At 71.3% G+C, this 25,839-nt stretch carries 19 protein-coding genes and 2 tRNA genes; 20 read left to right on the top strand and 1 reads right to left on the bottom strand.

Features of this window, described 5'->3' with window-relative positions:
• The first annotated feature begins 97 nt into the window (after nt 1-97).
• From GUI43_RS16780 to GUI43_RS16705, 16 genes are all read left to right on the top strand, one after another.
• On the top strand, nt 98-1,606 hold the full coding sequence (locus tag GUI43_RS16780; RefSeq protein ID WP_181518705.1) for a sugar ABC transporter ATP-binding protein: 1,509 nt from the start codon (nt 98-100) through the stop codon (nt 1,604-1,606).
• Complete coding sequence (locus GUI43_RS16775; protein ID WP_112590387.1) at nt 1,603-2,730, top strand: ABC transporter permease; 1,128 nt, start codon at nt 1,603-1,605, stop codon at nt 2,728-2,730. The genes GUI43_RS16780 and GUI43_RS16775 overlap by 4 nt, the downstream gene beginning before the upstream one ends.
• A gap of 97 nt (nt 2,731-2,827) precedes the next feature.
• Nucleotides 2,828-3,880, top strand: coding sequence for a substrate-binding domain-containing protein (locus GUI43_RS16770; RefSeq protein WP_112590389.1), 1,053 nt, complete (start codon nt 2,828-2,830; stop codon nt 3,878-3,880).
• Between the two features lie 54 nt (nt 3,881-3,934).
• Entirely contained in the window at nt 3,935-5,110 is a 1,176-nt protein-coding gene (locus tag GUI43_RS16765; protein ID WP_373861117.1) for a Gfo/Idh/MocA family protein, read from the top strand.
• A gap of 643 nt (nt 5,111-5,753) precedes the next feature.
• Nucleotides 5,754-6,920 (top strand): inositol-3-phosphate synthase, encoded by a 1,167-nt coding sequence (locus tag GUI43_RS16760; protein WP_112699216.1) that lies wholly within the window; start codon nt 5,754-5,756, stop codon nt 6,918-6,920.
• Nucleotides 6,904-7,863, top strand: a complete 960-nt coding sequence (locus GUI43_RS16755) for an SCO3242 family prenyltransferase (RefSeq protein ID WP_112699215.1) — start codon at nt 6,904-6,906, stop codon at nt 7,861-7,863. The genes GUI43_RS16760 and GUI43_RS16755 overlap by 17 nt, the downstream gene beginning before the upstream one ends.
• Nucleotides 7,860-8,786, top strand: coding sequence for a sugar phosphate isomerase/epimerase family protein (locus tag GUI43_RS16750; protein WP_112590400.1), 927 nt, complete (start codon nt 7,860-7,862; stop codon nt 8,784-8,786). Before GUI43_RS16755 ends, GUI43_RS16750 begins: the two co-directional genes overlap by 4 nt.
• A 43-nt stretch (nt 8,787-8,829) precedes the next feature.
• Nucleotides 8,830-9,438 (top strand): EboA domain-containing protein, encoded by a 609-nt coding sequence (locus tag GUI43_RS16745; protein WP_091409016.1) that lies wholly within the window; start codon nt 8,830-8,832, stop codon nt 9,436-9,438.
• Nucleotides 9,439-10,296: a TatD family hydrolase gene (locus GUI43_RS16740; protein WP_112590402.1), complete on the top strand. Its 858-nt coding sequence runs from the start codon at nt 9,439-9,441 to the stop codon at nt 10,294-10,296.
• The gene (gene eboE, locus GUI43_RS16735) at nt 10,296-11,495 is read left to right on the top strand and encodes a metabolite traffic protein EboE (RefSeq protein ID WP_112699214.1); all 1,200 of its coding nucleotides are present in this window, start codon (nt 10,296-10,298) and stop codon (nt 11,493-11,495) included. The genes GUI43_RS16740 and eboE overlap by 1 nt, the downstream gene beginning before the upstream one ends.
• A complete protein-coding gene (locus tag GUI43_RS16730) occupies nt 11,492-12,907 on the top strand; it encodes an alkaline phosphatase family protein (protein ID WP_112699213.1) in 1,416 nt (471 codons plus the stop codon). Before eboE ends, GUI43_RS16730 begins: the two co-directional genes overlap by 4 nt.
• A complete protein-coding gene (locus GUI43_RS16725) occupies nt 12,904-13,971 on the top strand; it encodes a polyprenyl synthetase family protein (RefSeq protein WP_112590410.1) in 1,068 nt (355 codons plus the stop codon). Before GUI43_RS16730 ends, GUI43_RS16725 begins: the two co-directional genes overlap by 4 nt.
• 218 nt (nt 13,972-14,189) lie before the next feature.
• Nucleotides 14,190-17,045, top strand: coding sequence for a PQQ-dependent sugar dehydrogenase (locus tag GUI43_RS16720; protein WP_211326711.1), 2,856 nt, complete (start codon nt 14,190-14,192; stop codon nt 17,043-17,045).
• 75 nt (nt 17,046-17,120) lie between these two features.
• Nucleotides 17,121-19,229, top strand: a complete 2,109-nt coding sequence (locus GUI43_RS16715) for a ThuA domain-containing protein (RefSeq protein ID WP_112590413.1) — start codon at nt 17,121-17,123, stop codon at nt 19,227-19,229.
• Nucleotides 19,230-19,552: 323 nt separating this feature from the next.
• Entirely contained in the window at nt 19,553-20,056 is a 504-nt protein-coding gene (locus GUI43_RS16710; RefSeq protein WP_112601520.1) for a sensor histidine kinase, read from the top strand.
• 212 nt (nt 20,057-20,268) lie between these two features.
• The gene (locus GUI43_RS16705) at nt 20,269-21,276 is read left to right on the top strand and encodes a sugar phosphate isomerase/epimerase family protein (protein WP_112699212.1); all 1,008 of its coding nucleotides are present in this window, start codon (nt 20,269-20,271) and stop codon (nt 21,274-21,276) included.
• Nucleotides 21,277-21,340: 64 nt separating this feature from the next.
• On the opposite strand, the gene GUI43_RS16700 is transcribed toward GUI43_RS16705, so the two are convergent.
• Nucleotides 21,341-21,745 carry a hypothetical protein gene (locus GUI43_RS16700; protein WP_112582512.1) on the bottom strand — a complete coding sequence of 135 codons (405 nt, stop codon included), beginning with the start codon at nt 21,743-21,745 and terminating at the stop codon, nt 21,341-21,343.
• 261 nt (nt 21,746-22,006) lie between these two features.
• Between GUI43_RS16700 and GUI43_RS16695 the strand changes: the two genes are divergently transcribed.
• The 4 genes from GUI43_RS16695 (at nt 22,007) to GUI43_RS16680 (ending at nt 25,780) form a co-directional block, all read left to right on the top strand.
• A tRNA-Asn gene (locus GUI43_RS16695) sits at nt 22,007-22,079 on the top strand.
• 157 nt (nt 22,080-22,236) lie between these two features.
• Nucleotides 22,237-24,354, top strand: coding sequence for an MMPL family transporter (locus GUI43_RS16690; protein WP_112699211.1), 2,118 nt, complete (start codon nt 22,237-22,239; stop codon nt 24,352-24,354).
• Complete coding sequence (locus tag GUI43_RS16685) at nt 24,344-25,582, top strand: FAD-dependent oxidoreductase (RefSeq protein WP_112699210.1); 1,239 nt, start codon at nt 24,344-24,346, stop codon at nt 25,580-25,582. Before GUI43_RS16690 ends, GUI43_RS16685 begins: the two co-directional genes overlap by 11 nt.
• Nucleotides 25,583-25,703: 121 nt before the next feature.
• Nucleotides 25,704-25,780, top strand: a tRNA-Ile gene (locus GUI43_RS16680).
• The last annotated feature ends 59 nt before the right edge of the window (nt 25,781-25,839 follow it).

Genomic DNA, 25,839 nt, shown 5'->3' with positions numbered 1-25,839 from the left:
TGTGGCTCTGCCCGAGGATGACCCCGCCACCGCGTCGGCCGAGGCCGTCGCCGAGGCGCCGCTGGTCGAGGCTCCCGCCGACACCGTCGCGGGCGAGGTGGTCCTGCGCCTCACCGACCTGGTGAAGACCTTCCCCGGCGTACGCGCGCTCGACGGCGTGCAGCTGGAGGTGCGTGCCGGCGAGGTGCACTGCCTGCTCGGGCAGAACGGCGCCGGCAAGTCCACCCTCATCAAGGTGCTCGCCGGGGTGCACCAACCGGATTCCGGGCAGGTGGAGTGGCGCGGTGAGCCCGCGACGTTCGCCAACCCGCAGGCCGCCATGAAGGCGGGCATCGCCACGATCTACCAGGAGCTCGACCTCGTCGAGGATCTGTCGGTGGCGGAGAACGCGTTCCTCGGGCACGAGTACCGCAGCTTCGGTTTCGTCCGGCGCGGCCGGATGGCCCGGCACACCCGGCAGATCCTCAGCCGGCTCGGCCACGGTGAGATCCCGCCGGGGCGGATGGTCCGGTCCCTGCCGGCGGCCGGCAAGCAGATCGTCAGCATGGCGCGGGCGCTGTCGCACGAGGCCCGACTGATCATCATGGACGAGCCGAGCGCGGTGCTGGCCCACGACGAGGTCGGCAACCTGTTCCGGATCATCCGAGAGCTGACCGCTCAGGGCATCGCCGTCATCTACATCTCCCACCGCCTGGAGGAGATCCGCGAGATCGGCGACCGGGTCACCGTACTCAAGGACGGCCGGACCACGGCGGCGAACCTGCCGGCGCGCGACACCCCGACCCGCGACCTGGTGAGCCGGATGACCGGCCGCACCATCGAGTACGTCTTCCCGGACCGGCCGACCGACGACTCCGCGGGTGCGGACCTGCTCCAGGTGGAGGGGTTGACCCGCACTGGCGAGTTCGCCGACGTGTCGCTGAACGTGCGTGCCGGGGAGATCGTGGGCATCGCAGGGCTGGTCGGCTCCGGTCGTTCCGAGCTGCTGGAAACGATCTACGGTGCGCGCCTCCCGGAGGCCGGCACGGTGCAGATGGACGGAAAGGTCCTACGGCCCGGCGTCGGCGCGGCGGTTCGCGCCGGCATGGGAATGGCCCCGGAGGAACGCAAGAGCCAGGCGCTGCTGCTCGGCGAGCCGATCTACCGCAACGTCACGCTGGCCACCTTCGGCCGGTACGCGCGGCTCGGCTTCACCAACGCCGCCAAGGAACGCGCCGAGGCGGACCGGATCGCGGAGACCCTGGAGCTGCGGCCCCGGGACGTCGACCGGCCGGTACGCACGCTGTCCGGCGGCAACCAGCAGAAGGTGGTGGTCGGGCGTTGGCTGCTCGGCGGCACCAAGTTGCTGCTTCTCGACGAGCCGACCCGGGGCGTGGACGTGGGCGCCCGGGCTGAGCTCTACCAGGTCATCCGGGCATTGGCCGCTCAGGGCGTGGGGGTGCTGCTGGTCTCCAGCGAGGTGCCCGAGGTGCTGGGTCTGGCCGACCGGGTGCTGGTGATGCGGGAAGGGCGGGTCGTCCGCGAAGCCGCGGCCGGCGAACTCGACGAGAACACTGTGCTTGACCTCGTGATGGCGGGGTCCTTGATGGAAGGCGCACCGGCATGAGCGACGCGACTCCCACTCCCACCGCGACACCGGAGCGCCCGCAGCTTCCGGCGCAGTCGCCGCCGGTGGACCCGGCGGAGACGGCGGTGGCCGGCAACAAGGCAGGATCCGGGGGCAAGCTCTCCTGGTGGCGGGGTGACGGTGGCGACGGCGCCAAGCGCAACCTCGGTCTGATCGGGGTGCTGGCCGCGCTCATCGTGGTCGGCGCGATCACCAAGCCCGACCTGTACGGCGACCCGAACTGGGTCTGGAACAACGTCCTGGCCATTCTCCAGTTGGCCTCGGTCGTCGGCGTGGTCACTGTCGGGATGACCTTCGTGATCATCGGTGGTGGCATCGACCTGTCGGTCGGCGCGATCGTCGCGCTGGCCGGGGTCTGGTGCACCACTGTGGCCACCCAGAGCTACGGCGCCGGCGGCATGATCTTCGCCGCCCTCGCGGTCGGCATCTGCGTCGGCCTCGTCAACGGTGTGCTCATCTCGTACGGGCGGCTGGTCCCCTTCATCGCGACGCTCGCGATGCTGGTGGCCGCGCGAGGGCTCGCGGCGTCGATCTCCAACAAGCAGACCCAGGTGTCGAGCAGCACGTTCATCAACGACATCGCGGCGCGCAAGGTGATCGGGATCCCGATCCTGGTCTACATCCTCGGCGCGGTAGTGCTGGCCGGTTGGGTAGTGCTCAACCGCACGACCTTCGGCCGGCGGACCATCGCCGTCGGCGGCAACCCGGAGGCGGCCCGGCTGGCCGGCATCAACGTCCGGCGGCACACCATGCTGCTCTACGCGCTCTCCGGTCTCTGCTGCGGTATCGCCGCCATCATGCTCACCTCGCAGGCGACCTCGGCGCAGGCGGCGATGGCCAACCTGTACGAGTTGGACGCGATCGCTGCAGCGATCATCGGCGGGACGCTGCTCAGCGGCGGCCGGGGCACGATCGTCGGCTCGCTGCTCGGCGTCATCATCTTCGCCACCATCACGAACCTCTTCGCCATCAACGGCCTCTCCATCGAGGCGCAGAACATGGTCAAGGGCGGCATCATCGTCGCCGCCGTCCTGGTCCAGCAGTTCCAGTTCAAGTCAGTCACTCGGCTCCTCGCGCGGAACAGGGTCACCACCGCAACCTGACGCACCGCACCGTTGTCCTGGCGACGTCGAGACATTCGACGGTGGCCGGGCCTCGCACACCCTCAATAAGTCAAATCCCGCTCCCAGGAGGTCATTCATGACCCAGCACAGTCGCGACCTGTCGCGCCGCCGGTTGCTCTTCGGTGGAGCCGCAGTGGGCGCTGCCACCCTCCTCACCGCCTGCACCAGCAACGAGACCCCGGCCGCCAGCACCCAGACCAAGGCCGCCGGAAACAGCGAAGGCAACAACGCCCCGGGCAAGAAGGTCGTCATCGGCTTCTCCGCCCCGGCCGCCGACCACGGCTGGATGGGCGCGATCCACGCCAACGCCAAGGCGCAGGCCGCTGCCTACTCGGACGTGGAGTTCAAGGAGGTCGACGGTGGGTCGAACTCCGAGGCCCAGCGCTCCACGCTCGGCACGCTGATCGCCCAGAAGCCGGACATCATCGTCGTGCTGCCGCACGACGGCAAGGAGGTCAACGCCGTTGCCCTCCAGGCGATGCAGGCGGGCATCCCGATCGTGAACCTCGACCGGGCGTTCCCCGACGCGCTGGCCTCGCGACTGGTCATCAAGGGCGACAACTACGGCATGGGCGTCTCGGCCGGGCACTACATCGGCAAGATGCTCAAGGACAAGGGCGTCGCCAACCCGGTCATCGGTGAGATCGCCGGTCTGGAGATCCCGCTGACCGTCGAGCGCAGCGAGGGCTTCAAGGCCGCCCTGGCGACCTACGGGTTCACTGTGAAGAACCGCCGTTCGGCCGAGTTCACCTCCGACAGCGGTCAGCGCGAGGCGTCCCAGCTGCTCCAGGCGCTGCCGAAGATCGACGCCATCTGGAACCACGACGACGACCAGGGCATCGGTGTGCTCGCGGCCATCAAGCAGGCCAACCGGTCGGAGTTCTTCATGGTCGGCGGCGCGGGCTCCAAGCTCGCGATCGACGCCATCAAGGCCGACAACACCGTGCTGAAGGCCACTGTCACCTACAACCCGTCGATGGCCTCCTCGGCGGTCTCGCTCGCGCGGCTCATCGCGCAGGGTCGGGGCCTGGGCGACCTGACGGAGCTGCAGGTGCCCAAGGAAGTGACCCTGGCCTCGGAGACGATCACCAAGGAGAACGCGAGCAGCTACGACAAGCTCGGGTTCTGACATACCGGGGGGAGACCCACCTTGTCCACGACAGACAAAGAACTGCGGGTCGGCATGGTCGGCTACGCGTTCATGGGCGCCGCGCACTCACAGGCGTGGCGCACCGTGAATCGCGTCTTCGACCTGCCGGCGCGGGCCCGGATGGCGTTGATCTGCGGCCGAGACACAGCGAAGGTGGCTGACGCCGCCGACACACTCGGCTGGGACGCGTACACCACCGACTGGCGTGACCTGATCAACCGGGACGACATCGACGTTGTCGACATCTGCACCCCGGGCGACAGCCACGCCGAGATCGCTCTCGCCGCGTTGGCCGCAGGCAAGCACGTTCTGTGCGAGAAGCCATTGGCCAATTCGGTGGAGGAGGCACGGGCGATGACCGCTGCGGCGGACGTCGCCCGGGCCGCCGGAGTGCGGTCGATGTGCGGGTTCAACTACCGCCGGGTCCCCGCGGTTACGATGATGCGCCAGTTGGTCGCCGACGGACGGCTCGGGGTGATTCGACACGTCCGTGCGACGTACCTGCAGGACTGGATCGTGGACCCGCAGTTCCCGCTGGTCTGGCGGTTGCAGAAGGACAGGGCGGGCTCCGGCGCGCTCGGTGACATCGGTGCGCACATCATCGACCTGACCCAGTTCGTCACGGGTCAGCGGATCAGCGGCGTCAGCGCGGTCACCGAGACCTTCGTCAAGGAGCGGCCGCTGCCGGCCGAGTCGAGCGGTCTGGCGGCCTCGGTGGACGGCCACACCGCGCCCACCGGGACGGTCACCGTCGACGACGCCGCTGTCTTCGTGGCCCGGCTCGACGGTGGCGCCCTGGCCACGTACGAGGCGAGCCGCTTCGCGACCGGCCGTAAGAACGCGCTGCGCGTCGAGATCAACGGCTCGCTGGGCAGTGTGGTCTTCGACCTGGAGCGCCTCAACGAGCTGGAGTTCTACGACGCGACCCGCCCGGCCGTGGAGCAGGGCTTCAGCCGCATCCTGGTGACCGAGGGCGAGCACCCGTACATGTCGGCGTGGTGGCCCCCGGGCCACATCATCGGCTACGAGCACTCGTTCACGCACGAGATGCGCGATTTCATCGAGGCGGTCGCCACCGGTGTCGACCCGACTCCCTCCTTCGCCGACGCGTTGCAGGTCCAGCTGGTGCTGGACGCGGTGGCCCGCTCGGCGGAGCTCGGCTCCTCCTGGGCCGAGGTGGAACCGGCGCTGACCGCGGCGGCCGTCTGACCATTGACCATCCGCGACGGCGGTGTTCGCACCGCCATCGCCCGACCGGCTTTCCGAAGCCGACCGGCGAGGGACCAGCCACGGATTGCGCCCCGTGGCCGGGACAGAGGTCGGCTTCGGAGAGCGTGCAGCCGGGCCCTACGGCCCGGTGGCGCACGAGCAGGACGGTCGTCCGGTGCGACCGGACCGGGATTCCCCGGCCGCACCGGAGGACCGCCACCACCGGTGACCTCCGGAGGACCTGATGACACCGCCCGCCGCCGCCCCCACCCGTACCGCATCCGCTCGCCGGTTCCCGGCCGGGCGTGGTTCGGTAGGTGTTCCGGTGGGCGCGGCGGCCTGAGACGCCCGGCCGGGGCATGCCAATGCCCCGACCGGCCGGATGCGGGGGAGGCAGGGTCGAGACGCCGACCCGACCCTGCCTACCAGCCCCGTCTGCTCGCACCTGCCGGGATCCGGCCCGGCGTCGTCGCCGCCGACGCCGACGTCGGAAGCCGGTGCTGTTCCGGTGCGGGGCGAGCGGACGGGGCCCATCCACCCGACCCGAAACTTTCCGAAACCGGGCCGTATCTTTCCGAAACATATTCTGATATTCCTATATTTAGCGGTACCGACGGTTCCTCGTGAATGGGGAAGGAGCACCATGCGAACAGGTGTCTGGCTGGTAGGAGCGCGCGGATCCGTCGCGACCACCAGCATCGTCGGGGGGCTCGCGCTGCGAGCCGGCCTGGCCGGGCCCACCGGCTGCGTCACCGAGCTTCCCGAGCTGCGCGGCCCGGCCCTGCCGGCCTTCGCCGACCTGGTCTTCGGCGGACACGACCTGGCCACCACTCCGCTGTGCAAGCGCGCCGAGGCCCTCGCCGACGCCGGTGTCATCCCCTGGCGACTGGTCGCCGCGCTCCGCGACGAACTGGGCGTGGTCGAGCAGGAACTGCGCCCCGCGCCGGTCGGCGACACCCAGGCCGACCGCGCCGAGGCCGTGGTCCGCGACCTGACCAGCTTCCGCGAACGGCACGAGCTGGACCGGGTGGTGGTGGTCAACGTCTCCGCCACCGAGCCGGCCCCTCGACCGCACCCCGCGCACGCCGACCCGGTCGCGCTACGCGCCGCCCTCGACGGTCCGGACGAGGTGCTGCCGGTCAGCTCCCTCTACGCGTACGCGGCGGTCCTCGCCGGCTGCCCGTACGTCGACTTCACCCCGTCCACCGGGCTGCGGCTGCCGGCGCTGGCCGCGTTGGCCGAGGAGGCCGGACTGCCGTACGCCGGGCACGACGGCAAGACCGGGGAGACCCTGGTCAAGTCGGTGCTCGCGCCGATGTTCGCGATGCGCAACCTGGCCGTTGGCTCCTGGTCCGGGGTCAACCTGCTCGGCGGTGGCGACGGCGCCACCCTCGCCGACCCGGCCGCGAACGCGGCGAAGGTGCAGAGCAAGCAGCGGGTGCTCGGCGAGACGCTGGGCTACGTCCCGCAGGGCGGCACCCGCATCGAGTACGTCGAGGAGCTGGGCGACTTCAAGACCGCCTGGGATCTGATCACCTTCAGCGGATTCCTCGGCACCGGCATGCGGATGGAGTTCACCTGGCACGGCTGCGACTCCGCGCTGGCCGCGCCACTGGTGCTCGACCTGGCCCGACTCACCGCCGCCGCGCACGCCGCCGGGCAGGTGGGGCCGCTGGCCGACCTGGGCTTCTTCTTCAAGGACCCACTGGGCGCGCCCACCCACTCGCTGGGCGAGCAGTGGGCCCGGCTGACCGCCTTCACCCGGCACCTGCACGACGGCGGGGACGGTGACCATGACAACGTTGGCTGACCTCGCCGAGCTGGTCCGGGCGCCGGCCGCGCTCTCGGTGCCCGGTGACGTGATCGCCGGGGCCGCGGCGGCTGGCGCGTTGAGCCGGCGTACCCCTGCCCTGGCCGGCGCCTCGGTGCTGCTCTACTGGGCCGGCATGGCCGCCAACGACTGGGCCGACCGGCGCCTGGACGCCGAGGAACGGCCCGAGCGGCCGATCCCGAGCGGACGGATCACCCCGGCCGCCGCTGTCGGTCTCGCGGCGGGCCTCACGGCCGCCGGCGTGGGCCTGGCCGCCGCCGCGGGCGGTCGACGCGCCGCCGCGCTCGCCGTGCCGCTGGCCGCCACCATCTGGGGGTACGACCTGCTGGCCAAGAACACCGCGGCCGGCCCGGCCGTGATGGCCGCCTGCCGAGGGCTGGACGTGCTGCTCGGCGCGTCCGGCGGCCGGATCACCCGGGCGTTGCCGGCGGCGGCCACCGTCGCCGCGCACACCTGGACGGTCACCGCGCTGTCCCGCCGGGAGGTCACCGGCGCCGACGCCACCCTGCCGATGCGCACCCTCGCCGGAACCGCGCTGGTCGCCGCCAGTGCCGCCGTCGCCGTGCCGGGCGCCCGACGCGCAGCCCTCCGAACGACGAACCAGACCGGGGCCACCGACCGGGCCGAGACCGCCGACGGGACCGGCGTGCGCGCGGGTCGCAGTCGGTCGGCCACGATCGCGGCGGTGCTACCCGCAGTGCTGGCCGGCTGGTACGCCGCCCGGTACGGCGCGGCCCAGGCCGAGGTGGTCCGGGACCCGTCCGCCGGGCGGGTCCGCGCGGCCGTCGGCGCCGGGATCACCGGGTTGCCGGCCCTCCAGGGGGCCCTCACCGCCCGGGGTGGAGCGGGTCTGCTCGGGGTGGCCGTCGCGGCGGCCGCGCCGCTGGGTCGACGGCTGGCCCGGAAGGTCTCCCCGACATGAGTGTCCCCGAGCCCCGGCCCGGTGCGCCGGCCGCCGACGCCACCACGCTGCGCCTCGGGTACGGCACGAACGGCTTCGCCAACCACCGCCTCGACGACGCGCTCGCCGTCATCGCCGACCTCGGCTACGACGGGGTGGCGCTCACCCTGGACCACGACCACCTGGACCCGTTCGCGCCCGGGCTCACCCGCCGGGTCGCCGCGGTCAGTCGACGGTTGGAGTCGCTGGGCCTGGCGGTGGTCATCGAGACCGGCGCCCGCTACCTGCTCGACCCGTGGCACAAGCACGCACCGACGTTGCTGCACGACGACCCGACCCGGCGGATCGAGTTCCTGCGCCGGGCCGTGCGGATCGGCGCCGACCTGGGCGCGGAGGCCGTCTCGTTCTGGGCCGGTGTCCGACCCGAGGCGGTGTCACCGCAGTGCGCCTGGGACCGTCTGGTGGCTGGCTGCGCCACGGTGGTCGACGCGGCCGAGACCGCCGGCGTCACAGTCGGCTTCGAACCGGAGCCGGGCATGCTCGTGCAGGACATCGCGGACTGGCGTCGGCTGCACGCCGCACTCGACAGCCCGGCCCGTTTCGGCATCACCCTCGACATCGGCCACTGCCGGTGCCTGGAGCCCTGGCCGGTGCCACAGTGTGTCGCCGAGGTGGCCGACCACCTGGTCAACGTGCAGATCGACGACATGCGTCGAGGCGTGCACGAGCACCTGGAGTTCGGCGTCGGCGAGATCGACTTCCCGCCGGTGCTGGCCGCCCTGGCGGCGGCCGGCTACCAGGGGCTGGTCGCTGTGGAGTTGCCCCGCGACTCGCACGCCGCACCCGCCGTGGCCGCCCGGTCGATCGAGTTCCTGCGCGCCGCCGCACTGGCCGGCCGCGCGAAGGACGAACCGCCCGCAGACATTCCTGGGGTGCCTGCATAGCAACAACTGGGGTGCCCGCGTAGCAACAAGGGGAGGAGACGGGATGACACCGGATTCACTACGGGCCGCGCTGGGAGGCGTACCCGATCCCGATTGGCTGGACACGGCGCTGCGCCGGGTCACCACCGAGCCCACCGCGATCACCCGGCTCTTTCCCGCCGTCGGCCGACGCTGCGGGCGGGCCGCGCTGCCCGACGCCCCCGGCTGGACCGCCGACGACGCGGCCCGGGTGCTGCTGCTCACCAGCCTGCCCGGCGAGCACGCGGCGTACGCCGAGCGCCTCTACCAACACGGTGACGCGGCCGAGCGACGAGCCGTGCTGCGCGCCCTGCCGCTGCTGCCGATCGGCGCCGACGGGGTCCCGTTGCTGCACGACGCGATCCGGACCAACGACACCCGGCTGGTCGCCGCCGCGCTCGGCCCGTACGCCCGGCACCTCGACCAGGCCGCCTGGCGGCAGGCGGTGCTCAAGTGCGTGTTCAGCGGCGTCCCCCTGGCCAACGTGGCCGACCTGGACACCCGGGCCGACGGCGAGCTGACCGCGATGCTGGCCGCGCTGGCCGCCGAACGGCACGCCGCCGGCCGGGAGTTGCCCGCCGACGCCAACGACCTGCTCCACCGGCTCACCGCCGCACTGCCCCGGGAGGCGTGAATGCGCATCTTCGACCCCCACATCCACATGACCTCACGCACCACCGACGACTACGAACGGATGGCCGCCGCCGGAGTGCGCGCGGTGGTGGAGCCGGCGTTCTGGCTGGGGCAGCCGCGCACCAGCGCCGCCTCGTTCACCGACTACTTCGACTCCCTGATCGGCTGGGAGCCGTTCCGGGCCGGGCAGTTCGGGGTGCGCCACTTCGCCACCATCGCGCTGAACCCCAAGGAGGCCAACGACCCGCGCTGCCGGCCGGTCCTCGACCTGCTGCCCCGCTACCTGGACAAGGACGCGGTGGTGGCGGTCGGCGAGATCGGGTACGACTCGATGACGCCCGAGGAGGACGAGGCGTTCGCTGCGCAGCTCGCCCTCGCTGTGGCGTACGACCTGCCGGCCCTGGTGCACACCCCGCACCGGGACAAGGCGCGCGGCTGCGAGCGGACCCTCGCCGTGGTCGCCGAGTCCGGCATCGACGCGGGTCGGGTGGTCGTCGACCACCTCAACGAGGTGACAGTGAAGCTGGTCCGTGACAGCGGCTGCTGGCTGGGTTTCTCCATCTACCCGGACACCAAGATGACCCCGCAGCGGATGGTGGATTTGCTGCGGGAGTACGGCACGGAACGGATGCTGGTCAACTCGGCAGCCGACTGGGGACGCTCCGACCCGCTGCTGACCCGGGCCACCGGCGAGGCGATGCTCGCGGCCGGCTTCGGCGACGACGACGTCGACAAGGTGCTGTGGCGAAACCCGGTGGAGTTCTACGGGCAGTCGGGGCGGCTCGACCTCAGCGACCTGGACGTCGCCGCCGCGGTGGACCCGCAGACCGGCAACTCGATCCTGCGTGGCGGCAGCTGATGCGGCTGCGACATGCCGGCGGCGAGACCGTCCACCTGGGCTACTGCACCAACGTGCACCCCGCCGAGGACCTCGCCGGCATCCTCGGTCAACTGGACACCTACGCGGTGCCGGTCCGCGAGGCGCTCGGCAGCGACCTGCTCGGGCTCGGCCTGTGGCTGGCCGCCCCGGTCGCCGCCGAGCTGGCCGCCGACCCGACGCTACGCCGCCGGTTGCGCACCGAGCTGGACGCGCGCGGCCTGGAGGTGGTCACCCTCAACGGCTTCCCGTACGCGGCCTTCCAGGCCCCGGTGGTCAAGCAGGACGTGTACCACCCGGACTGGACCACCGAGCAGCGCCTGACCTACACAGTGAACCTGGCACGGGTGCTCGCCGACCTGCTGCCCGACGACGCCGCCCGAGGTTCGATCTCCACGCTGCCGCTGGCCTGGCGTCAACCGTGGGACACCGGCCGGGCCGACGCGGCCCGAGGTCGACTGGACCAGCTCGCCGCCGGCCTGGCGGACGTGCAGCGGGACACCGGCCGCGAGGTGCGCGTCGCCTTCGAGCCGGAGCCCGGCTGTGTGGTGGAGAGCACCGGTCAGGCGGCCGCGCTGCTGTCCGGGATGGACACGGATCGACTGGGCGTCTGCGTCGACCTGGCCCACCTGGCCTGCGCCTGGGAGGACCCGGCCGAGGCGCTGGAACGACTGCGGGCGGCCGGGCTGCCGGTGGTGAAGGTGCAGGTCTCGGCCGCCGTCGAGGCCGCCGATCCGGAGGGCGGAGCCGAGGCGTTGCGCCGCTGGGTGGAGCCGCGCTTCCTGCACCAGACCCGGGGCGCTGGGTGCGCCGGTCTGGCCGACCCGGCCGACCCGAGGTACGCGGCCGACGACCTGGACGAGGCGCTGGACCGGGCGCTGCCCGGGCCGTGGCGGGTGCACTACCACGTGCCGCTGCACGCCCCACCCGAGGAACCGCTCGGCTCTACCCTGCCGGTGCTCCGCGCGGCCCTGAGAGCGCTCTTCGACGGCCCGACCGCCGGCTGCGACCACCTCGACGTCGAGACGTACACCTGGGGGGTGCTGCCGGCCGCCCGACGGCCCGGCACCGACGCGGAGCTGGCCGCCGGCATCGCCGCGGAACTGGCCTTCGCCCGGGACGAACTGGTCGGCCTCGGCCTGACCGCAGAACGAACCGTGAGCATGGGAGTGACGCGATGAGCCGGCGACTGGTGGTCCTCGACGTGGTGGGGTTGACGCCCCGACTACTGGCGCACATGCCTCGACTGCGGGGGGTCGCCGACGGCGGCTTCCGGGCCGAGCTGGGCACCGTGCTGCCCGCCGTGACCTGCTCGGTGCAGTCCACCTTCCTCACCGGCGAGCAGCCCAGCGGGCACGGGATCGTCGGCAACGGGTGGTATTTCCGGGAGCTGGGCGAGGTGTTGCTGTGGCGGCAGCACAACGCGCTGGTCGGCGGGGACAAGCTCTGGCAGGCCGCCCGTCGGGCCGAACCCGGCTACACGGTGGCCAACGTCTGCTGGTGGTACGCGATGGGCGCCGACGTCAACTGGACGGTGACGCCCCGCCCGGTCTACTACGCCGACGGGCGCAAGGAGCCGGACTGCTACACCGACCCGCCGGAGCTGCACGACGCGCTCACCGGGCGGCTGGGCACCTTCCCGCTCTTCACCTACTGGGGGCCGACGGCCGGGTTGCCGTCGTCGCGGTGGATCTGCCAGGCGGCCGAGCAGATCCTCGCCGACGTGTCACCCGACCTGACCCTGGTCTACGTTCCGCACCTGGACTACGACCTGCAACGCTTCGGTCCCTCGTCGGCCCAGGCCGCCGCGGCGGCTGCGGAGCTGGACACGGTGCTCGGCCCGCTCCTGGACGCCGCCCGGGCCCGGGACGCCACAGTGGTGGTGCTGTCGGAGTACGGCATCACCGACGTGTCCCGGCCGGTGGACGTCAACCGGTTGCTGCGCTCCGAGGGGCTGTTGCGGGTGCACACCCAGGCGGGCATGGAGTACCTCGATCCGTGGACGTCGAAGGCGTTCGCGGTCGCCGACCACCAGATCGCGCACGTCTACGTCCGGGACCCGGCCGACGTGCCGGCGGTGGCGAAGCTCTGCGCCGGCCTGCCCGGGGTGGCCGAGGTGCTCGACGCCGAGGGCAAGGCAGCACACGGGCTGGACCATCCGCGCGCCGGTGAGCTGGTGCTGGTGGCCGAGCCGGACGCCTGGTTCACCTACTACTACTGGCTGGACGACGCCCAGGCACCGGACTTCGCCCGGCTGGTCGAAATTCACCGGAAGCCGGGCTACGACCCGGCGGAGCTGTTCTTCGACCCGGCCAACCCCGGTGCCGCGAAGGCCCGCGCCGGGGTCGCCCTGGCCCGCAAGAAGCTCGGCATGCGGTACCTGATGAGCGCGGTCGGCCTCGATGCCGGTGCGCGGGCGGTGCGTGGCTCGCACGGGCGGCTGCCCGACGACCCGGCGGACGGCCCGGTGCTGCTCTGCTCCGACCCGACCGCGGCCCGGGACAAGATCGCGGCGACCGAGGTCAAGGCGCTCCTGCTGGAGCTGGCCGGGCTGAGCCCCGGCGGCGCGGTCGGGTCGGGGGAGGGCTCATGACGGTCACCGTCGTGCCCACCGACGCCAGCGAGCTGCGGGCGCGCTTCGACGCGGAGCTGGCCGGGTTTCTCAGCCGGCAGGGCCCGGACTGGCCGGACGGGGCGCCGCGGGGCGTGTTCACCGCGCTCCAACGGTTCGTGCTCGCCGGCGGCAAGCGGTTACGGCCGCTCTTCTGCTACTGGGGCTGGCGCGGCGCGGGCGCGGCCGACGGCACCCCGATCGTGGTGGCCGCGGCGGCCCTGGAGCTGTTCCACGCGTTCGCGCTGATCCACGACGACATCCTGGACGGCAGCGACCGCCGCCGGGGTGAGCCGTCGGTGCACCGGCTCTTCGCCGACCTGCACGCCCGCTCGTCGTGGCGCGGCGACCCCGAGGCGTACGGCCGCAACACCGCGCTGCTCTGCGGGGACCTCTGCGCGGCCTGGTCGGATCAGATGTTCCACGAGTGCGGGCTGAGCACCGAGCAGGTGCACCGGGGGTACGGCGTGTTCGCGCTGATGCGTACCGAGGTGATCGCGGGGGAGTACCTGGACCTGGTCTCGGGTGTGGGTGACGGCTCGGTGGCCAGCGCGCTCACCGTGATCCGGATGAAGGCTGCCCGGTACACGGTCACCCGGCCGTTGCAGATCGGTGCGGCACTGGCCGGCGCGGGGCCGGAGCTGATCGCCGCCTTGGGCGAGTTCGGTGACCCGCTGGGTGACGCGTTCCAGCTCCGCGACGACGTCCTGGGCGTGTTCGGTGACCCGGCGGTCACCGGGAAGTCGGTCCTGGACGACCTGCGTGAGGGCAAGCCCACGGTCATGATGGCGCTGGCCCGTAGCGCCGCCGACCGGCCGCAGACCATCCGGCTGCGGGAGCTGTTCGGCAACCCGGCGTTGGACGCCGAGGGCGCGGCGGAGCTGCGCGACATCATCGAGGCGACCGGCGCGCGGGAGCGGATCGAGCAGATGATCCGGGTCCGGACCGAGGCCGCGCTCTCCGCCCTGCAGAACGCCATGGTGGCCGATGAGGCCCGTGCGGCCCTGGTTGCGCTGGCCGGGCAGGCGATCGACCGACGCGCCTGACCGGCGACTTTCGATCAAATCGACGAAAGTTGATGCTGAACCGCCGGAAGGTATGGACACATCGACACGTGCGACTTAGTGTCGTGACCAACACGACAATGTTTCGTCGAGGTGAACCGGCGGCGCGGTAACCCATCGACCCCCCACCACCGCTACGGCATCCGGCGCGACGGCGCGCGCCCGGCCTGGCAGTCACACGTCAGGAAGGGACAGCACAGATGTCCATGAAGGACGCACCCAGACAACGGTCCCGACGATGGTTCTCCGCCGGATCCGCGCTGCTGCTGGCGGTCGCCGCCGGCACTGTCACCTTCGCCGCCGGCTCGGCACCCGCCCAGGCACACACGATCGTCGCCAGCGACTTCCAGCAGGTCGAGCTGGCCCGTGGCGTGACCGACATGGGTGAGCCGATGTCGCTGGCGGTGCTACCGGACCGCTCGGTCCTGCACACCGCCCGCAACGGCACCCTGCGCCGCACCGACGCCAACGGCACCACCTCCGTGATCGGCACCCTGTCGGTCTACACGCACGACGAGGAGGGGTTGCAGGGCGTCGGCGTCGACCCGGGCTTCGCCAGCAACCGCTACATCTACCTCTACTACGCCCCGCCGCTCTCCACCCCCGGCGGCGACGCGCCGGCCACCGGCACCGACTTCTCGGCCTTTGACGGGGTCAACCGCCTCTCCCGGTTCACCCTCAACTCGGACTTCACGCTCAACCAGGCCAGCAAGGTCGACGTGCTCGACGTCCCGGCCAGCCGGGGTGTGTGCTGCCACGTCGGTGGGGACATCGACTTCGACGCCGCCGGCAACCTCTACCTGTCCACCGGCGACGACACCAACCCGTTCGAATCGTCCGGCTACTCACCACTGGACGAGCGGACCAACCGCAACCCCGCGTACGACGCGCAGCGCAGCGCCGGCAACACCAACGACCTGCGCGGCAAGATCCTGCGGATCAAGGTGAACGCCAACGGCACGTACTCGATCCCGTCGGGCAACCTGTTCGCCCCCGGCACGGCCAGGACCCGGCCGGAGATCTACGCGATGGGGTTCCGCAACCCGTTCCGGATCAGCGTGGACAAGGCCACCGGGGTGGTCTACGTCGGTGACTACGGGCCGGACGCCGGCTCCACCAGCTCCACCCGCGGGCCGTCCGGCCAGGTGGAGTTCAACCGGGTCGCGGCACCGGGCAACTACGGCTGGCCGTACTGCACCGGCACCAACACCAGCACCGAGACGTACAACGAGTTCGACTTCGCGACCAGCGCCAGCGGCGCGAAGTACAACTGCACCGGCGGGCCGACAAACAACTCGTTCCGCAACACCGGCCTGACCACCCTGCCGCCGGCCCAGCCCGCCTGGATCCGGTACGCCGGTGACGCCGGCACCCCGACCGAGTTCGGCGGCGGCTCCGAGTCGCCGATGGGCGGCCCGGTCTACCGGTACAACGCCTCGTCGACCTCCACCACCAAGTTCCCGCAGTCGTTCGACGGGCAGTTCTTCGCCACCGAGTTCGGCCGAGGCTGGATCAAGCCGATCCACGTCAACGCCGACGGCTCCCGAGGGGCCATCGACACCTTCCCGTGGGTCGGCAAGCAGGTGATGGACTCGGCGTTCGGCCCGGACGGCGCGTACTACGTGCTCGACTACGGCACCGGTTACTTCAACGGTGACGCCAACTCGGCGCTCTACCGCTTCGACTACGTCGGCGGCGGCAACCGGGCGCCCACCGCGAAGGCCAGCGCCAACCGCACCTCTGGCGCGGCCCCGCTCGCTGTGACGTTCTCCTCGGCCGGCTCGGCCGACCCCGAGGGCGGCGCGTTGACCTACGCGTGGGCGTTCGGTGACGGGACCACCTCGACCGCCGCCAACCCGACGAAGACCTACAGCGCCAACGGCACCTACACCGCCACGCTGACGGTGCGGGACCCGCAGGGCGCCACCGGCAGCAGCAGCGTGCAGATCAGCGTCGGCAACACCGCGCCCACCGTCACGATCAACAACCCGGGCAACGGTCAGCTGTTCGGCTTCGGGGACACGGTCGCGTACAGCATCACGGTGTCCGACCCGGAGGACGGCACCATCGACTGCACGAAGGTCAAGATGACCTACGTGCTCGGGCACGACCAGCACGGGCACCAGATCACCTCGAAGACCGGTTGCTCGGGCTCGATCACCATCCCGGTCGACGGTGAGCACGACGACGCGGCGAACATCTTCGCGATCTTCGACGCCGAGTACACCGACGCCGGTGGGCTGACCACGCACACCCAGCACACGCTGCCGCCGCGGCACCGCCAGGCCGAGTTCTACGGCACCTCGTCGGGGATCAACGTGTTCAGCAAGACCCCGGCCGAGGGTGGCAAGACCGTCGGCGACATCAACAACGGCGACTGGATCGCGTTCCAGCCGTACCGGCTGGGCAACGTGACCTCGTTCAACGCCCGGGTCTCCTCGGCGGGCGCCGGTGGCACCCTCCAGGTCCGGGCCGGCTCGGCCACCGGCACCGTGCTCGGCTCGGCCACGGTCCCGGTGACCGGCGGCTGGGAAACCTTCACCACTGTCACCGGGACGATCAGCAACCCGCCGACCGGCACGACCACGCTCTACCTGACCTTCGCCGGGTCGGGCACCGGGGCGCTCTACGACCTGGACGCCTTCACCCTCGTCACCGGGACACCCCCGGCCGGTGGGGCCGGGGCGATCAAGGGCCTCGGCGGCAAGTGCCTGGACGTGCGCAACGCCGCCACCGCCGACGGCACGCAGATCCAGATCTACACCTGCAACGGCAGTGCCGCGCAGACCTGGGCGGTCACCCCCAACTCCACGATCAAGTCGTTGGGTAAGTGCCTGGACGTGTCGGGCGGTGCCACCGCCGACGGCACCAAGATCCAGCTCTGGACCTGCAACGGGACCGCCGCGCAGAACTGGGCGGCCCAGGCCGACGGCACGCTGCGCAACACGTCGTCGGGCAAGTGCCTCGATGTCTCCGGCAACAGCTCCGCTGACAGCACGGTGGTCCACCTCTGGACCTGCACCGCCGCCGCCAACCAAAAGTGGACCCTGCCCTGAGCTGGCGGGAGGGGCCCTTCGACAACGCCTAGTGTGATGCGAGGGGCCCCTCCTAACCGCAATTAGGAGAGCGATATGCGCAGACGCCTGCGACCCGTCCTCGGTGCGGCCATGGCCGCACTCGCCGTCATCGCCTGCACCACCCCGGCCACCCCGGCCAGCGCCGCCGACGCCCCGTACGACGTGCTGGTCTTCTCCAAGACCGCTGGTTTCCGCCACGACGCGATCCCGGTCGGCATCCAGACCATCCGCGACCTGGGCGCGGCGAACAACTTCACGGTCACCGCGACCGAGGACGCCGCCGCGTTCACCACGAGCAACCTCAACCAGTACGAGGCGGTCGTCTTCCTCAACACCACCGGCGACGTGCTCAACGCCAGCCAGCAGACCGCCTTCGAGTCGTACATCGGCTCCGGCCGCGGGTACGTGGGTGTGCACGCCGCAGCCGACACCGAGTACGACTGGCCGTTCTACGGCAACCTCGTGGGCGCGTGGTTCGCCTCGCACCCCGCCATCCAGCAGGCCAACATGAAGGTGGAGGACCGGGGCCACGCGGCCACCGCTCACCTGCCGCAGACCTGGACCCGCACCGACGAGTGGTACAACTACCGCACCAACGCCCGGTCGAGCGCCCACGTGCTGGCCACCCTGGACGAGTCGTCGTACTCCGGCGGCGGGATGGGCGCCGACCACCCGCTGAGCTGGTGCAAGAGCTACAGCGGCGGCCGGTCCTTCTACACCGGCGCGGGGCACACCCAGGCGTCGTACGCGGAGGCGGGGTTCCGCAACCACCTGCTCGGCGGCATCCGGTACGCCTCCGGTCGGAGCAAGGCCGACTGCCGGCCCGAGACCGGCTACACCCCGCTGTTCAACGGCTCGACGGCCGGCTGGTCACAGGCCGGCCCGGGCAGCTTCACCAACACCGACGCCACTCTGACCTCGGTCGGCGGCATGGGGCTGTACTGGTACAACGCCAAGCAGTTCACCAACTACTCGCTGAAGATGGACTGGAAGCTGGCCGGTGACGACAACTCCGGCATTTTCATCGGGTTCCCACCGTCGAGTGACCCGTGGTCGGCTGTCGACAACGGGTACGAGATCCAGATCGACGCCACCGACGCGGCCGACCGCACCACCGGCGCGGTCTACACCTACAAGTCCGCCGACATCGCCGCCCGCGACGCGGCGTTGAACGCGGCGGGGGAGTGGAACACGTACGAGCTGCTGGTCGAGGGCGAGCGGCTACAGATCTTCCTCAACGGGGTGAAGATCAACGATTTCACCAACACCAACCCGGTCCGCTCGTTGGCCGGTCACATCGGCATTCAGAACCACGGCACCGGGGACGACGCCTCCTTCCGCAACATCCGGATCAAGGAGCTGGGCACCACGCCGCCGCCCACCGGCACGATCCAGGCCGAGGCGTTCAGCTCGGCCAACGGCGTCTCCGCGTTCACCAAGGCGGGCGCCAACGGTGGGCAGACCGTCGGCTACATCGACCCGGGTGACTGGGCCGCGTACAACGGGGTCAACCTGGCCGGGGTCACCTCGTTCACGGCCCGGGTCGTCTCCGGCGGCGCGGGTGGCGCCATCCAGGTGCGCACCGGTTCGGCCACCGGCCCGGTGCTCGGCACTGTCGCGGTGCCCAACACCGGCAGTTGGACGACCTTCGCCAACGTCTCCACGGCACTGTCCAACGTCCCGTCCAGCACCCAGAACCTCTACCTCACCTTCACCGGTAGCGGCACGGGGCTCTTCGACCTGGACGACTTCACCCTGGTCAAGGGCAGTGGGGGCGGCACCGGTGTCGGCCCGATCAAGGGTCTCGCCGGCAAGTGCCTGGACGTGCGCAACGCCGGCACCGCCGACGGCACCCAGATCCAGATCTACACCTGCAACAGCAGCACGGCGCAGACCTGGACCGTGACGCCGAACTCGACGATCAAGGCGCTCGGCAAGTGCCTGGACGTCTCCGGCAGCGGCACCGCCGACGGCACCAAGATCCAGCTCTGGACCTGCAACGGCAGCGGCGCGCAGAACTGGGCGGCCGCGTCCGACGGCACCCTGCGCAACCCGTCGTCGGGCAAGTGCCTGGACGTCTCCGGCAACAACTCCGCCGACAGCACCGTCGTGCACCTCTGGACCTGCCTCAACGCGGCCAACCAGAAGTGGACCCTGCCCTGACCGACTAGGGCTGGAGGGGTCGACGCTGTTGGCCCCTCCCGCTCCGGCGGCCGACCATGCCGGGCCGGGTGTGCCCCGACCGGCCGGGTTCGTCGGCTCTGGCGGAGCGGCGAGGCTCGGGAGGTGTCACCCGCGAGCGCTATACCTGTGAGTCATAGTTATGACTCACAGGTATAGCGCTCGCACCGGTGTGTGCCCCGACGCAGATCTCGCCCGTGGCACGCGGCCCGTCGACGCGGTGCCGTCGAGAGCGCCGACCGGGTGGGCGCGTTGCGGGGGACGCCGGGGGTTGGCGCACAGCTGGCTGCCGTACCTTGACCTGCATGGGGTTGTTCGCGCAGTGGCGTGGGACGGTGCTGGCGCGAGGCCATCAGCTGCTCGGTGCGCTGGGCCGGGCCGACGAGCCCGACGACCCGTCCGAGCCGGCGCCCAGCCTGAACCGTCTCGACGCGCTGGTGGAGGGCTTCACCGCCGGTCAACCGGTGCGCTGGACCATGGCCGGGCAACCCCGGCCGCTGCCCGGCCCGGTCGACGTGGTGGCGTACCGGATCATCGAGGAAGCGCTGACCAACGCGTGCCGGCACGCGCCGGGCGCGCCGGTCGGGGTCCGCCTGCGCTACGACGCCGCGGGCATCACCATCGAGGTCCGCGACGAGGGCACCGGTCCCGCTCCGTCCGGCGGCGGCACCCAGGGCGCCGGTCGGGGTCTGCTCGGGGTACGCAGGCGCGCCGAGCGGCTCGGCGGCACGTTCTCGGCCGGCCCGCGCGCCGGTGGCGGCTTCACCGTACGAGCTGTCCTGCCCGCGCCCGAGGAAATGATCGGATGATCGGCCGACCGCGGGGCTTCCCCGATGGGGCACTGCGGAAATAAGGTGGGGGTCGGCGACCGTGCTGGTGGCCGGTGACCCGGTGGGAGGCGCAACCCGCCGGGCTCAGGTGTGTTCCGCACCCACCGGTGACCGCTCGGGTGCCGCGCACGTCCGGTCACCCTCGCCCCGGTCCGCACAAGGAATCCCCATCACAACAGGGGAGAAGGACAATGGCGCGACCCATCACGCTCTTCACCGGCCAGTGGGCCGATCTTCCGTTCGAGGAGGTCTGCCGGCTCGCCTCCGAGTGGGGCTACGACGGTCTGGAGATCGCCTGCTGGGGCGACCACTTCGAGGTCGACAAGGCGCTCGCCAACGACTCGTACGTCGAGCGCAAGCGGGAGACCCTCGCGAAGCACAACCTTGAGGTCTTCACGATCTCCAACCACCTGGTTGGTCAGGCGGTCTGCGACCACCCGATCGACGAGCGGCACCAGGACATCCTGCCCGGCCGTATCTGGGGCGACGGGGAGCCCGAGGGGGTTCGTCAGCGGGCCGCCGAGGAGATCAAGGACACCGCGCGGGCGGCGGCGAAGCTCGGGGTGAAGACGGTCGTCGGCTTCACCGGGTCGTCGATCTGGCACACCCTCGCGATGTTCCCGCCGGTGCCGCCGTCGATGATTGAGCGCGGCTACCAGGACTTCGCCGACCGGTGGAACCCCATCCTCGACGTGTTCGACGAGGTGGGAGTGCGGTTCGCGCACGAGGTGCACCCCAGTGAGATCGCGTACGACTACTGGACGACGAAGCGGACGCTGGAGGCGATCGGCAACCGGCCCGCGTTCGGTCTGAACTGGGACCCGTCGCACTTCGTCTGGCAGGAGCTGGACCCGGTGAACTTCATCTTCGACTTCGCCGACCGGATCTACCACGTGGACTGCAAGGACGCGAAGGTGCGTACCGGCGATGGCCGGCGTGGCCGGCTCGCCTCGCACCTGCCCTGGGCCGACCTGCGGCGCGGTTGGGACTTCGTCTCCACCGGCCACGGCGACGTGCCCTGGGAGGACTGCTTCCGCGCGTTGAACGCGATCGGCTACAACGGCCCGATCTCCATCGAGTGGGAGGACGCCGGAATGGACCGGCTGGTCGGCGCCCCGGAGGCGTTGCAGTTCGTCCGCCGGCTCGCCTTCGACGCACCGAGCGCCGCCTTCGACGCGGCGTTCAGCAGCAAGGACTGACCGCACGTCGGACAGACCACGGGCCGGTCGCCCTGCGGCGACCGGCCCGTCGACGTGCGGTTGGTCAGAGCGTGCTGGCGTTCGTGCCCGAGCCGGACGGCTTGGTGCGGGGGTTCGTGGACGACGGCGACCCGGAGGTCGTGCCGACCGTGCTGGTGCCCGCCTTGGCGCCCACGGTGGCGGGCGTGCCGGCGAACGCGTCGTCGGCTGCGGTCAGCTCCTGCTTGCCGGTGCTGCCGTTGCCGTTGCCCAGCTTCTCGGCCAGTTTGGTCTGGCCGAGCTTGTCCTTGCCCTCGCTGTAGAGCTTGTTGGCCTGGGCCTGCGCGACCCCGGCCGCCTCCTGGACGGTCGGGTGGTCGAGCACCTTGCGGCCCTTGACCACGAGCTCTTCGTACTTCTCCCGGCCGGCACGGGCGCCCAGGACGAATCCCGCAGCCAGCCCGCCAAGAAACATGATCTTTCCGCGCATGGCGGCTCCTTCCGTACCTGACGCGCCGTCGCCCCGGCGAGTTGCCCCGTCGGAAGGCGACCTGTTCGCGCCTGCGTCCTCTGTCCGCAGCTAACTACCCATCCTGCTCCCCGCTCAAGCATGCTTGTGCCGGGATGGCGATTTACCCCTATTGTCAATGCGATGGCGGGGAGGCAACCCACTGGACCACCACCGGGGGATGTCCTGTACTCTTGTCCCGTCGCACGGCGTCGGGGAGATCCGAAGTCGGGCGGAGCACGATCCCCTGTAGCTCAATTGGCAGAGCAGCCGGCTGTTAACCGGCAGGTTATTGGTTCGAGTCCAATCGGGGGAGCTTTTCCACGTACGCCCGTCAGCCACCGGCCGACGGGCGTTTTCGTGTGTGTGACACGGTTTCACCCACCCTGGGCCTGCTTGCCCGGCAGGATGGTCGATGTCGACTGAGGCTCCCGCTGCGTCGATTGATGCGTCGATCCTTGGGGTGAGTGCGGATGTCCGGACGAGGCGGCAGGGCCACGCTGATCGCGGTGGCGGTCGTGCTGGCCTGGTTGTTGGTCGGCGGCGTGTCCGGCCCGTACGCGGGGCGCCTCAGCGAGGTCGCCACCAACGACAACGCCGCCTTCCTGCCCACCGACGCCGAGGCGACCCGCGCCCAGGACCTCGCCGGCGAGTTCGTCGACCGGCAGACCATCCCGGCTCTGGTCGTTTACGAGCGGCCCTCCGGGATCACCGACGCGGACCGGCAACGGGTGGGCGCCGACGCCGCCCGGTTCGCCCAGATCCCCGGCGTGGTCACCCCACTGCCCCCGCCCATCCCGAGCGAGGACGGCCAGGCACTCCAGGTCGTCGTACCGGTGGACGACGCCGAGGGCGAGGAGATCGGCACTGTCGTCGAGCAACTGCGCGACATCACCGGCGGTGACCGGGACGGCCTCACCGTGGACGTCTCCGGCCCGGCCGGTCTGCTCGCCGACCTGATCGAGGTCTTCTCCGCCATCGACGGACCACTGCTGCTGGTCACCCTGGTCGTGGTGCTGGTCATCCTGCTGATCGTCTACCGCAGCCCGGTCCTCTGGATCTTCCCGCTGCTCGCCGCCGGGATGTCGTACGCCCTCGCCTCGGTCTTCGTCTACCTGCTCGCCGACGCGGACGTGGTGAAGCTCAACGGGCAGGCCCAGGGCATCCTCACAGTGCTGGTCTTCGGCGCCGGCACCGACTACGCGCTGCTGCTGATCGCCCGCTACCGGGAGGAGCTGCACCGGCACGACCGGCCGTGGGACGCCATGAAGACCGCCTGGAAGGGCGCCGCGCCGGCCATCATCGCCTCCGGCGGCACTGTCATCGTCAGCCTGCTCTGCCTGCTGCTGTCCAGCCTCAACTCCAACCGGGCACTCGGCCCGGTCGCCGCCATCGGCATCGCCGCCACCCTGCTGGTGATGCTCACCTTCCTACCCGCCCTGCTGGTGCTCGGCGGACGGTGGGCGTTCTGGCCCCGACGGCCCCGAGCCGACCAGGCCGACCCGCGGGCCGAACACGGCATCTGGAGCCGCGTGGCCGGCTTCGTGGCCCGGCACGCCCGCCCGATCTGGCTGACCACCGCCGTCGTGCTGGCCCTGTTGACCCTCGGCCTCACCCAGCTCGGCGCCACCACGCTCGGCCAGTCCGACCTGTTCACCCAGCGCACCGACTCGGTCGACGGCCAAGAGGTGATCTCCCGGCACTACCCGGCCGGCACCGGCAGCCCGGCCACCATCTTCACCACCGAGCAGACCGCCCGACAGGTCGCCCAGGTCGCGAAGGACGTACCCGGGGTCGCCGACGTCCGCCCCCTTCCGGCCGGCCCGCAGACCGGCCCACCCGAGGCGAACGCCGCCCCGAAGGTCGTCGACGGGCGGGTGCAACTGGAGGCGACCCTGGCCGACCCACCCGACAGCGACGGCGCCGAGCGGACCATCCGCGAGCTGCGGGTGGCCGTACACCAGGTGCCCGGCGCGGACGCGGTGGTCGGCGGCTTCACCGCGATCAACGTGGACACCTCGGACGCCGCCAAGCGCGACCAGAACGTCATCATCCCGGTGGTGCTGGTGGTCATCGCTGTCATCCTGGCCCTGCTGCTGCGTGCGCTGCTCGCCCCGCTGCTGCTGATCGCCACCGTGCTGCTCAGCTTCGCGGCGACCCTCGGCCTCTGCGCGCTGCTGTTCCGCCACGTCTTCGACTTCCCCGGCGTGGACTCGTCGTTCCCGCTGTTCGCGTTCGTCTTCCTGGTCGCGCTCGGCATCGACTACAACATCTTCCTGATGAGCCGCGTCCGCGAGGAGTCGGTCAAGCGCGGCACCCGCGCCGGAGTGCTCGCCGGCCTCGCCGTCACCGGCGGGGTGATCACCTCCGCCGGCATCGTGCTCGCCGCGACGTTCTCCGCCCTCGCCGTCCTGCCCCTGGTGGTGCTCGTCGAGTTGGGTACGGCGGTCGCGATCGGGGTACTGATCGACACCATCATCGTCCGGTCGCTGCTGGTGCCCGCACTCGCGTACGACATCGGGCCGAAGATCTGGTGGCCGGGCCGGTTGTCCCGGGCGAACGGTGAGCGGGAGGCACGCGGTGCTGGCTGAAACCGATGTGGTCATCGTCGGCGGCGGCCTGGCCGGCCTCGCCGCCGCCCGCCGGCTGCACCGCGCCGGCGTGCCCTGGCGGCTGGTGGAGGCCGAGGGTCGGCTCGGCGGCCGGGTCGCCACCGACGTGGTCGACGGTCACCTCATCGACCGGGGGTTCCAGGTGCTCAACACCGCCTACCCCCGGCTCGGCACGCTGCTCGACACCGACCAGCTCAACCTCGGCTACTTCACCTCCGGTGTGCTGGTCCGCAAGGGCGACAAGCTGCTGCGCCTGGTCAACCCGCTGCGCGAGCCGACCGGTGGGCCCGGCACCGCGCTCGCCGGGGTCGGCTCCCTGCTCGACCGGCTGCGCTTCGCCGCCCTCGCCACCGGCTGCGCCACCCTCCCCGCGTCCCGACTGCTCGCCGCGCCGGAAGCCACAACCGAGACGGCGCTGCGCCGCGCCGGTCTCTCTGACGGCATCATCGAGGAGTTGCTGCGACCGTTCCTGTCCGGTGTGTTCATCGAGCGGGAACTCTCCACCTCCAGTCACGTGCTGGCGATGGTGCTGCGCTCCTTCGCCCGCGGCCGGATCGGCCTGCCCGCCGAAGGGATGGCCGCGCTACCCCGGGCTGTCGCCGCACCGCTGCCCGCCGACCTGCTCGACCTGGACACCCCGGTCGCGGAGGTCACCCCCGGCCGGGTCCGCACCCAGGCCGGCGACATCCGCTGCCGGGCCGTCGTCGTCGCCGTAGACCCGCCCGCCGCGGCCGCGCTGCTGCCAGCCCTGGCGACGGTACGCATGCACAGCTACACCACCTACTACCACAGCGCGCCCGAGCCGCCGCTCACCGAGCCGATCCTGCTCGTCGACGGTGACCGACGCGAACTCGTCGCCAACACCGTGGTGCTCAGCAACGCCGCCCCGACGTACGCGCCCGCCGGCCGGCACCTGATCGCCACCTCGGTGGTCGGCCCGACGGCCCCACCCGAGCCGACCATCCGGGCCGAGCTGACCCGGCTGTACGGCCGCTCCACCGCCGACTGGACCCACCTCACCACAGTGGCCATCCCCGAGGCGCTACCCGCCGCACCGCCGCCACAGGGACGGCTGCGCAAGCCGGTGGCGCTGGGGGAGGGCCTGTTCGTGGCCGGTGACCACCGGGACAGCCCATCGATCCAGGGCGCCCTCACCAGCGGCTGGCGCGCCGCCGGCGCCGTGCTGGACGAGCTGCGCGCCGGCTGACAGGCGTACCCGAGCACGCTGTTATATTCCTGTTGCCCATCGTGCTGGCGCAGGCGTGGGCGCCGGCCGGCTCGGTGCTGGCTGCTGACCGCCGAGCGGGATAAGATCCGGCGCGGTGTTCGGGGCGGTAGCTCAGCCGGTTAGAGCAGTCGACTCATAATCGATCGGTCACGGGTTCGAGTCCCGTCCGCCCCACCAGCCGTTTTCCTGGCGATGCTGCCGAGCAGCGCCTCGCGGAGCTGGCCGAGGCCGCCGCC

This window comes from Micromonospora noduli (genome assembly GCF_003264365.1).
GTDB lineage: Bacteria > Actinomycetota > Actinomycetes > Mycobacteriales > Micromonosporaceae > Micromonospora > Micromonospora noduli.
Note: the sequence above shows the minus strand (reverse complement) of the source record. Positions and strands in the feature narration are given on the sequence as shown.

Excerpts from the sequence above, each read along its gene's own strand:
- GUI43_RS16765 (WP_373861117.1), top strand. The coding sequence starts at position 3,935 with ATGGTCGGCTACGCGTTCATGGGCGCCGCGCACTCACAGGCGTGGCGC.
- GUI43_RS16720 (WP_211326711.1), top strand. The coding sequence starts at position 14,190 with ATGTCCATGAAGGACGCACCCAGACAACGGTCCCGACGATGGTTCTCC.
- GUI43_RS16770 (WP_112590389.1), top strand. The coding sequence starts at position 2,828 with ATGACCCAGCACAGTCGCGACCTGTCGCGCCGCCGGTTGCTCTTCGGT.
- GUI43_RS16775 (WP_112590387.1), top strand. The coding sequence starts at position 1,603 with ATGAGCGACGCGACTCCCACTCCCACCGCGACACCGGAGCGCCCGCAG.
- GUI43_RS16705 (WP_112699212.1), top strand. The coding sequence starts at position 20,269 with ATGGCGCGACCCATCACGCTCTTCACCGGCCAGTGGGCCGATCTTCCG.
- GUI43_RS16690 (WP_112699211.1), top strand. The coding sequence starts at position 22,237 with ATGTCCGGACGAGGCGGCAGGGCCACGCTGATCGCGGTGGCGGTCGTG.
- GUI43_RS16750 (WP_112590400.1), top strand. The coding sequence starts at position 7,860 with ATGAGTGTCCCCGAGCCCCGGCCCGGTGCGCCGGCCGCCGACGCCACC.
- GUI43_RS16740 (WP_112590402.1), top strand. The coding sequence starts at position 9,439 with ATGCGCATCTTCGACCCCCACATCCACATGACCTCACGCACCACCGAC.
- GUI43_RS16715 (WP_112590413.1), top strand. The coding sequence starts at position 17,121 with ATGCGCAGACGCCTGCGACCCGTCCTCGGTGCGGCCATGGCCGCACTC.
- GUI43_RS16730 (WP_112699213.1), top strand. The coding sequence starts at position 11,492 with ATGAGCCGGCGACTGGTGGTCCTCGACGTGGTGGGGTTGACGCCCCGA.
- eboE (WP_112699214.1), top strand. The coding sequence starts at position 10,296 with ATGCGGCTGCGACATGCCGGCGGCGAGACCGTCCACCTGGGCTACTGC.
- GUI43_RS16710 (WP_112601520.1), top strand. The coding sequence starts at position 19,553 with ATGGGGTTGTTCGCGCAGTGGCGTGGGACGGTGCTGGCGCGAGGCCAT.
- GUI43_RS16700 (WP_112582512.1), bottom strand. The coding sequence starts at position 21,745 with ATGCGCGGAAAGATCATGTTTCTTGGCGGGCTGGCTGCGGGATTCGTC.
- GUI43_RS16725 (WP_112590410.1), top strand. The coding sequence starts at position 12,904 with ATGACGGTCACCGTCGTGCCCACCGACGCCAGCGAGCTGCGGGCGCGC.
- GUI43_RS16745 (WP_091409016.1), top strand. The coding sequence starts at position 8,830 with ATGACACCGGATTCACTACGGGCCGCGCTGGGAGGCGTACCCGATCCC.
- GUI43_RS16755 (WP_112699215.1), top strand. The coding sequence starts at position 6,904 with ATGACAACGTTGGCTGACCTCGCCGAGCTGGTCCGGGCGCCGGCCGCG.
- GUI43_RS16760 (WP_112699216.1), top strand. The coding sequence starts at position 5,754 with ATGCGAACAGGTGTCTGGCTGGTAGGAGCGCGCGGATCCGTCGCGACC.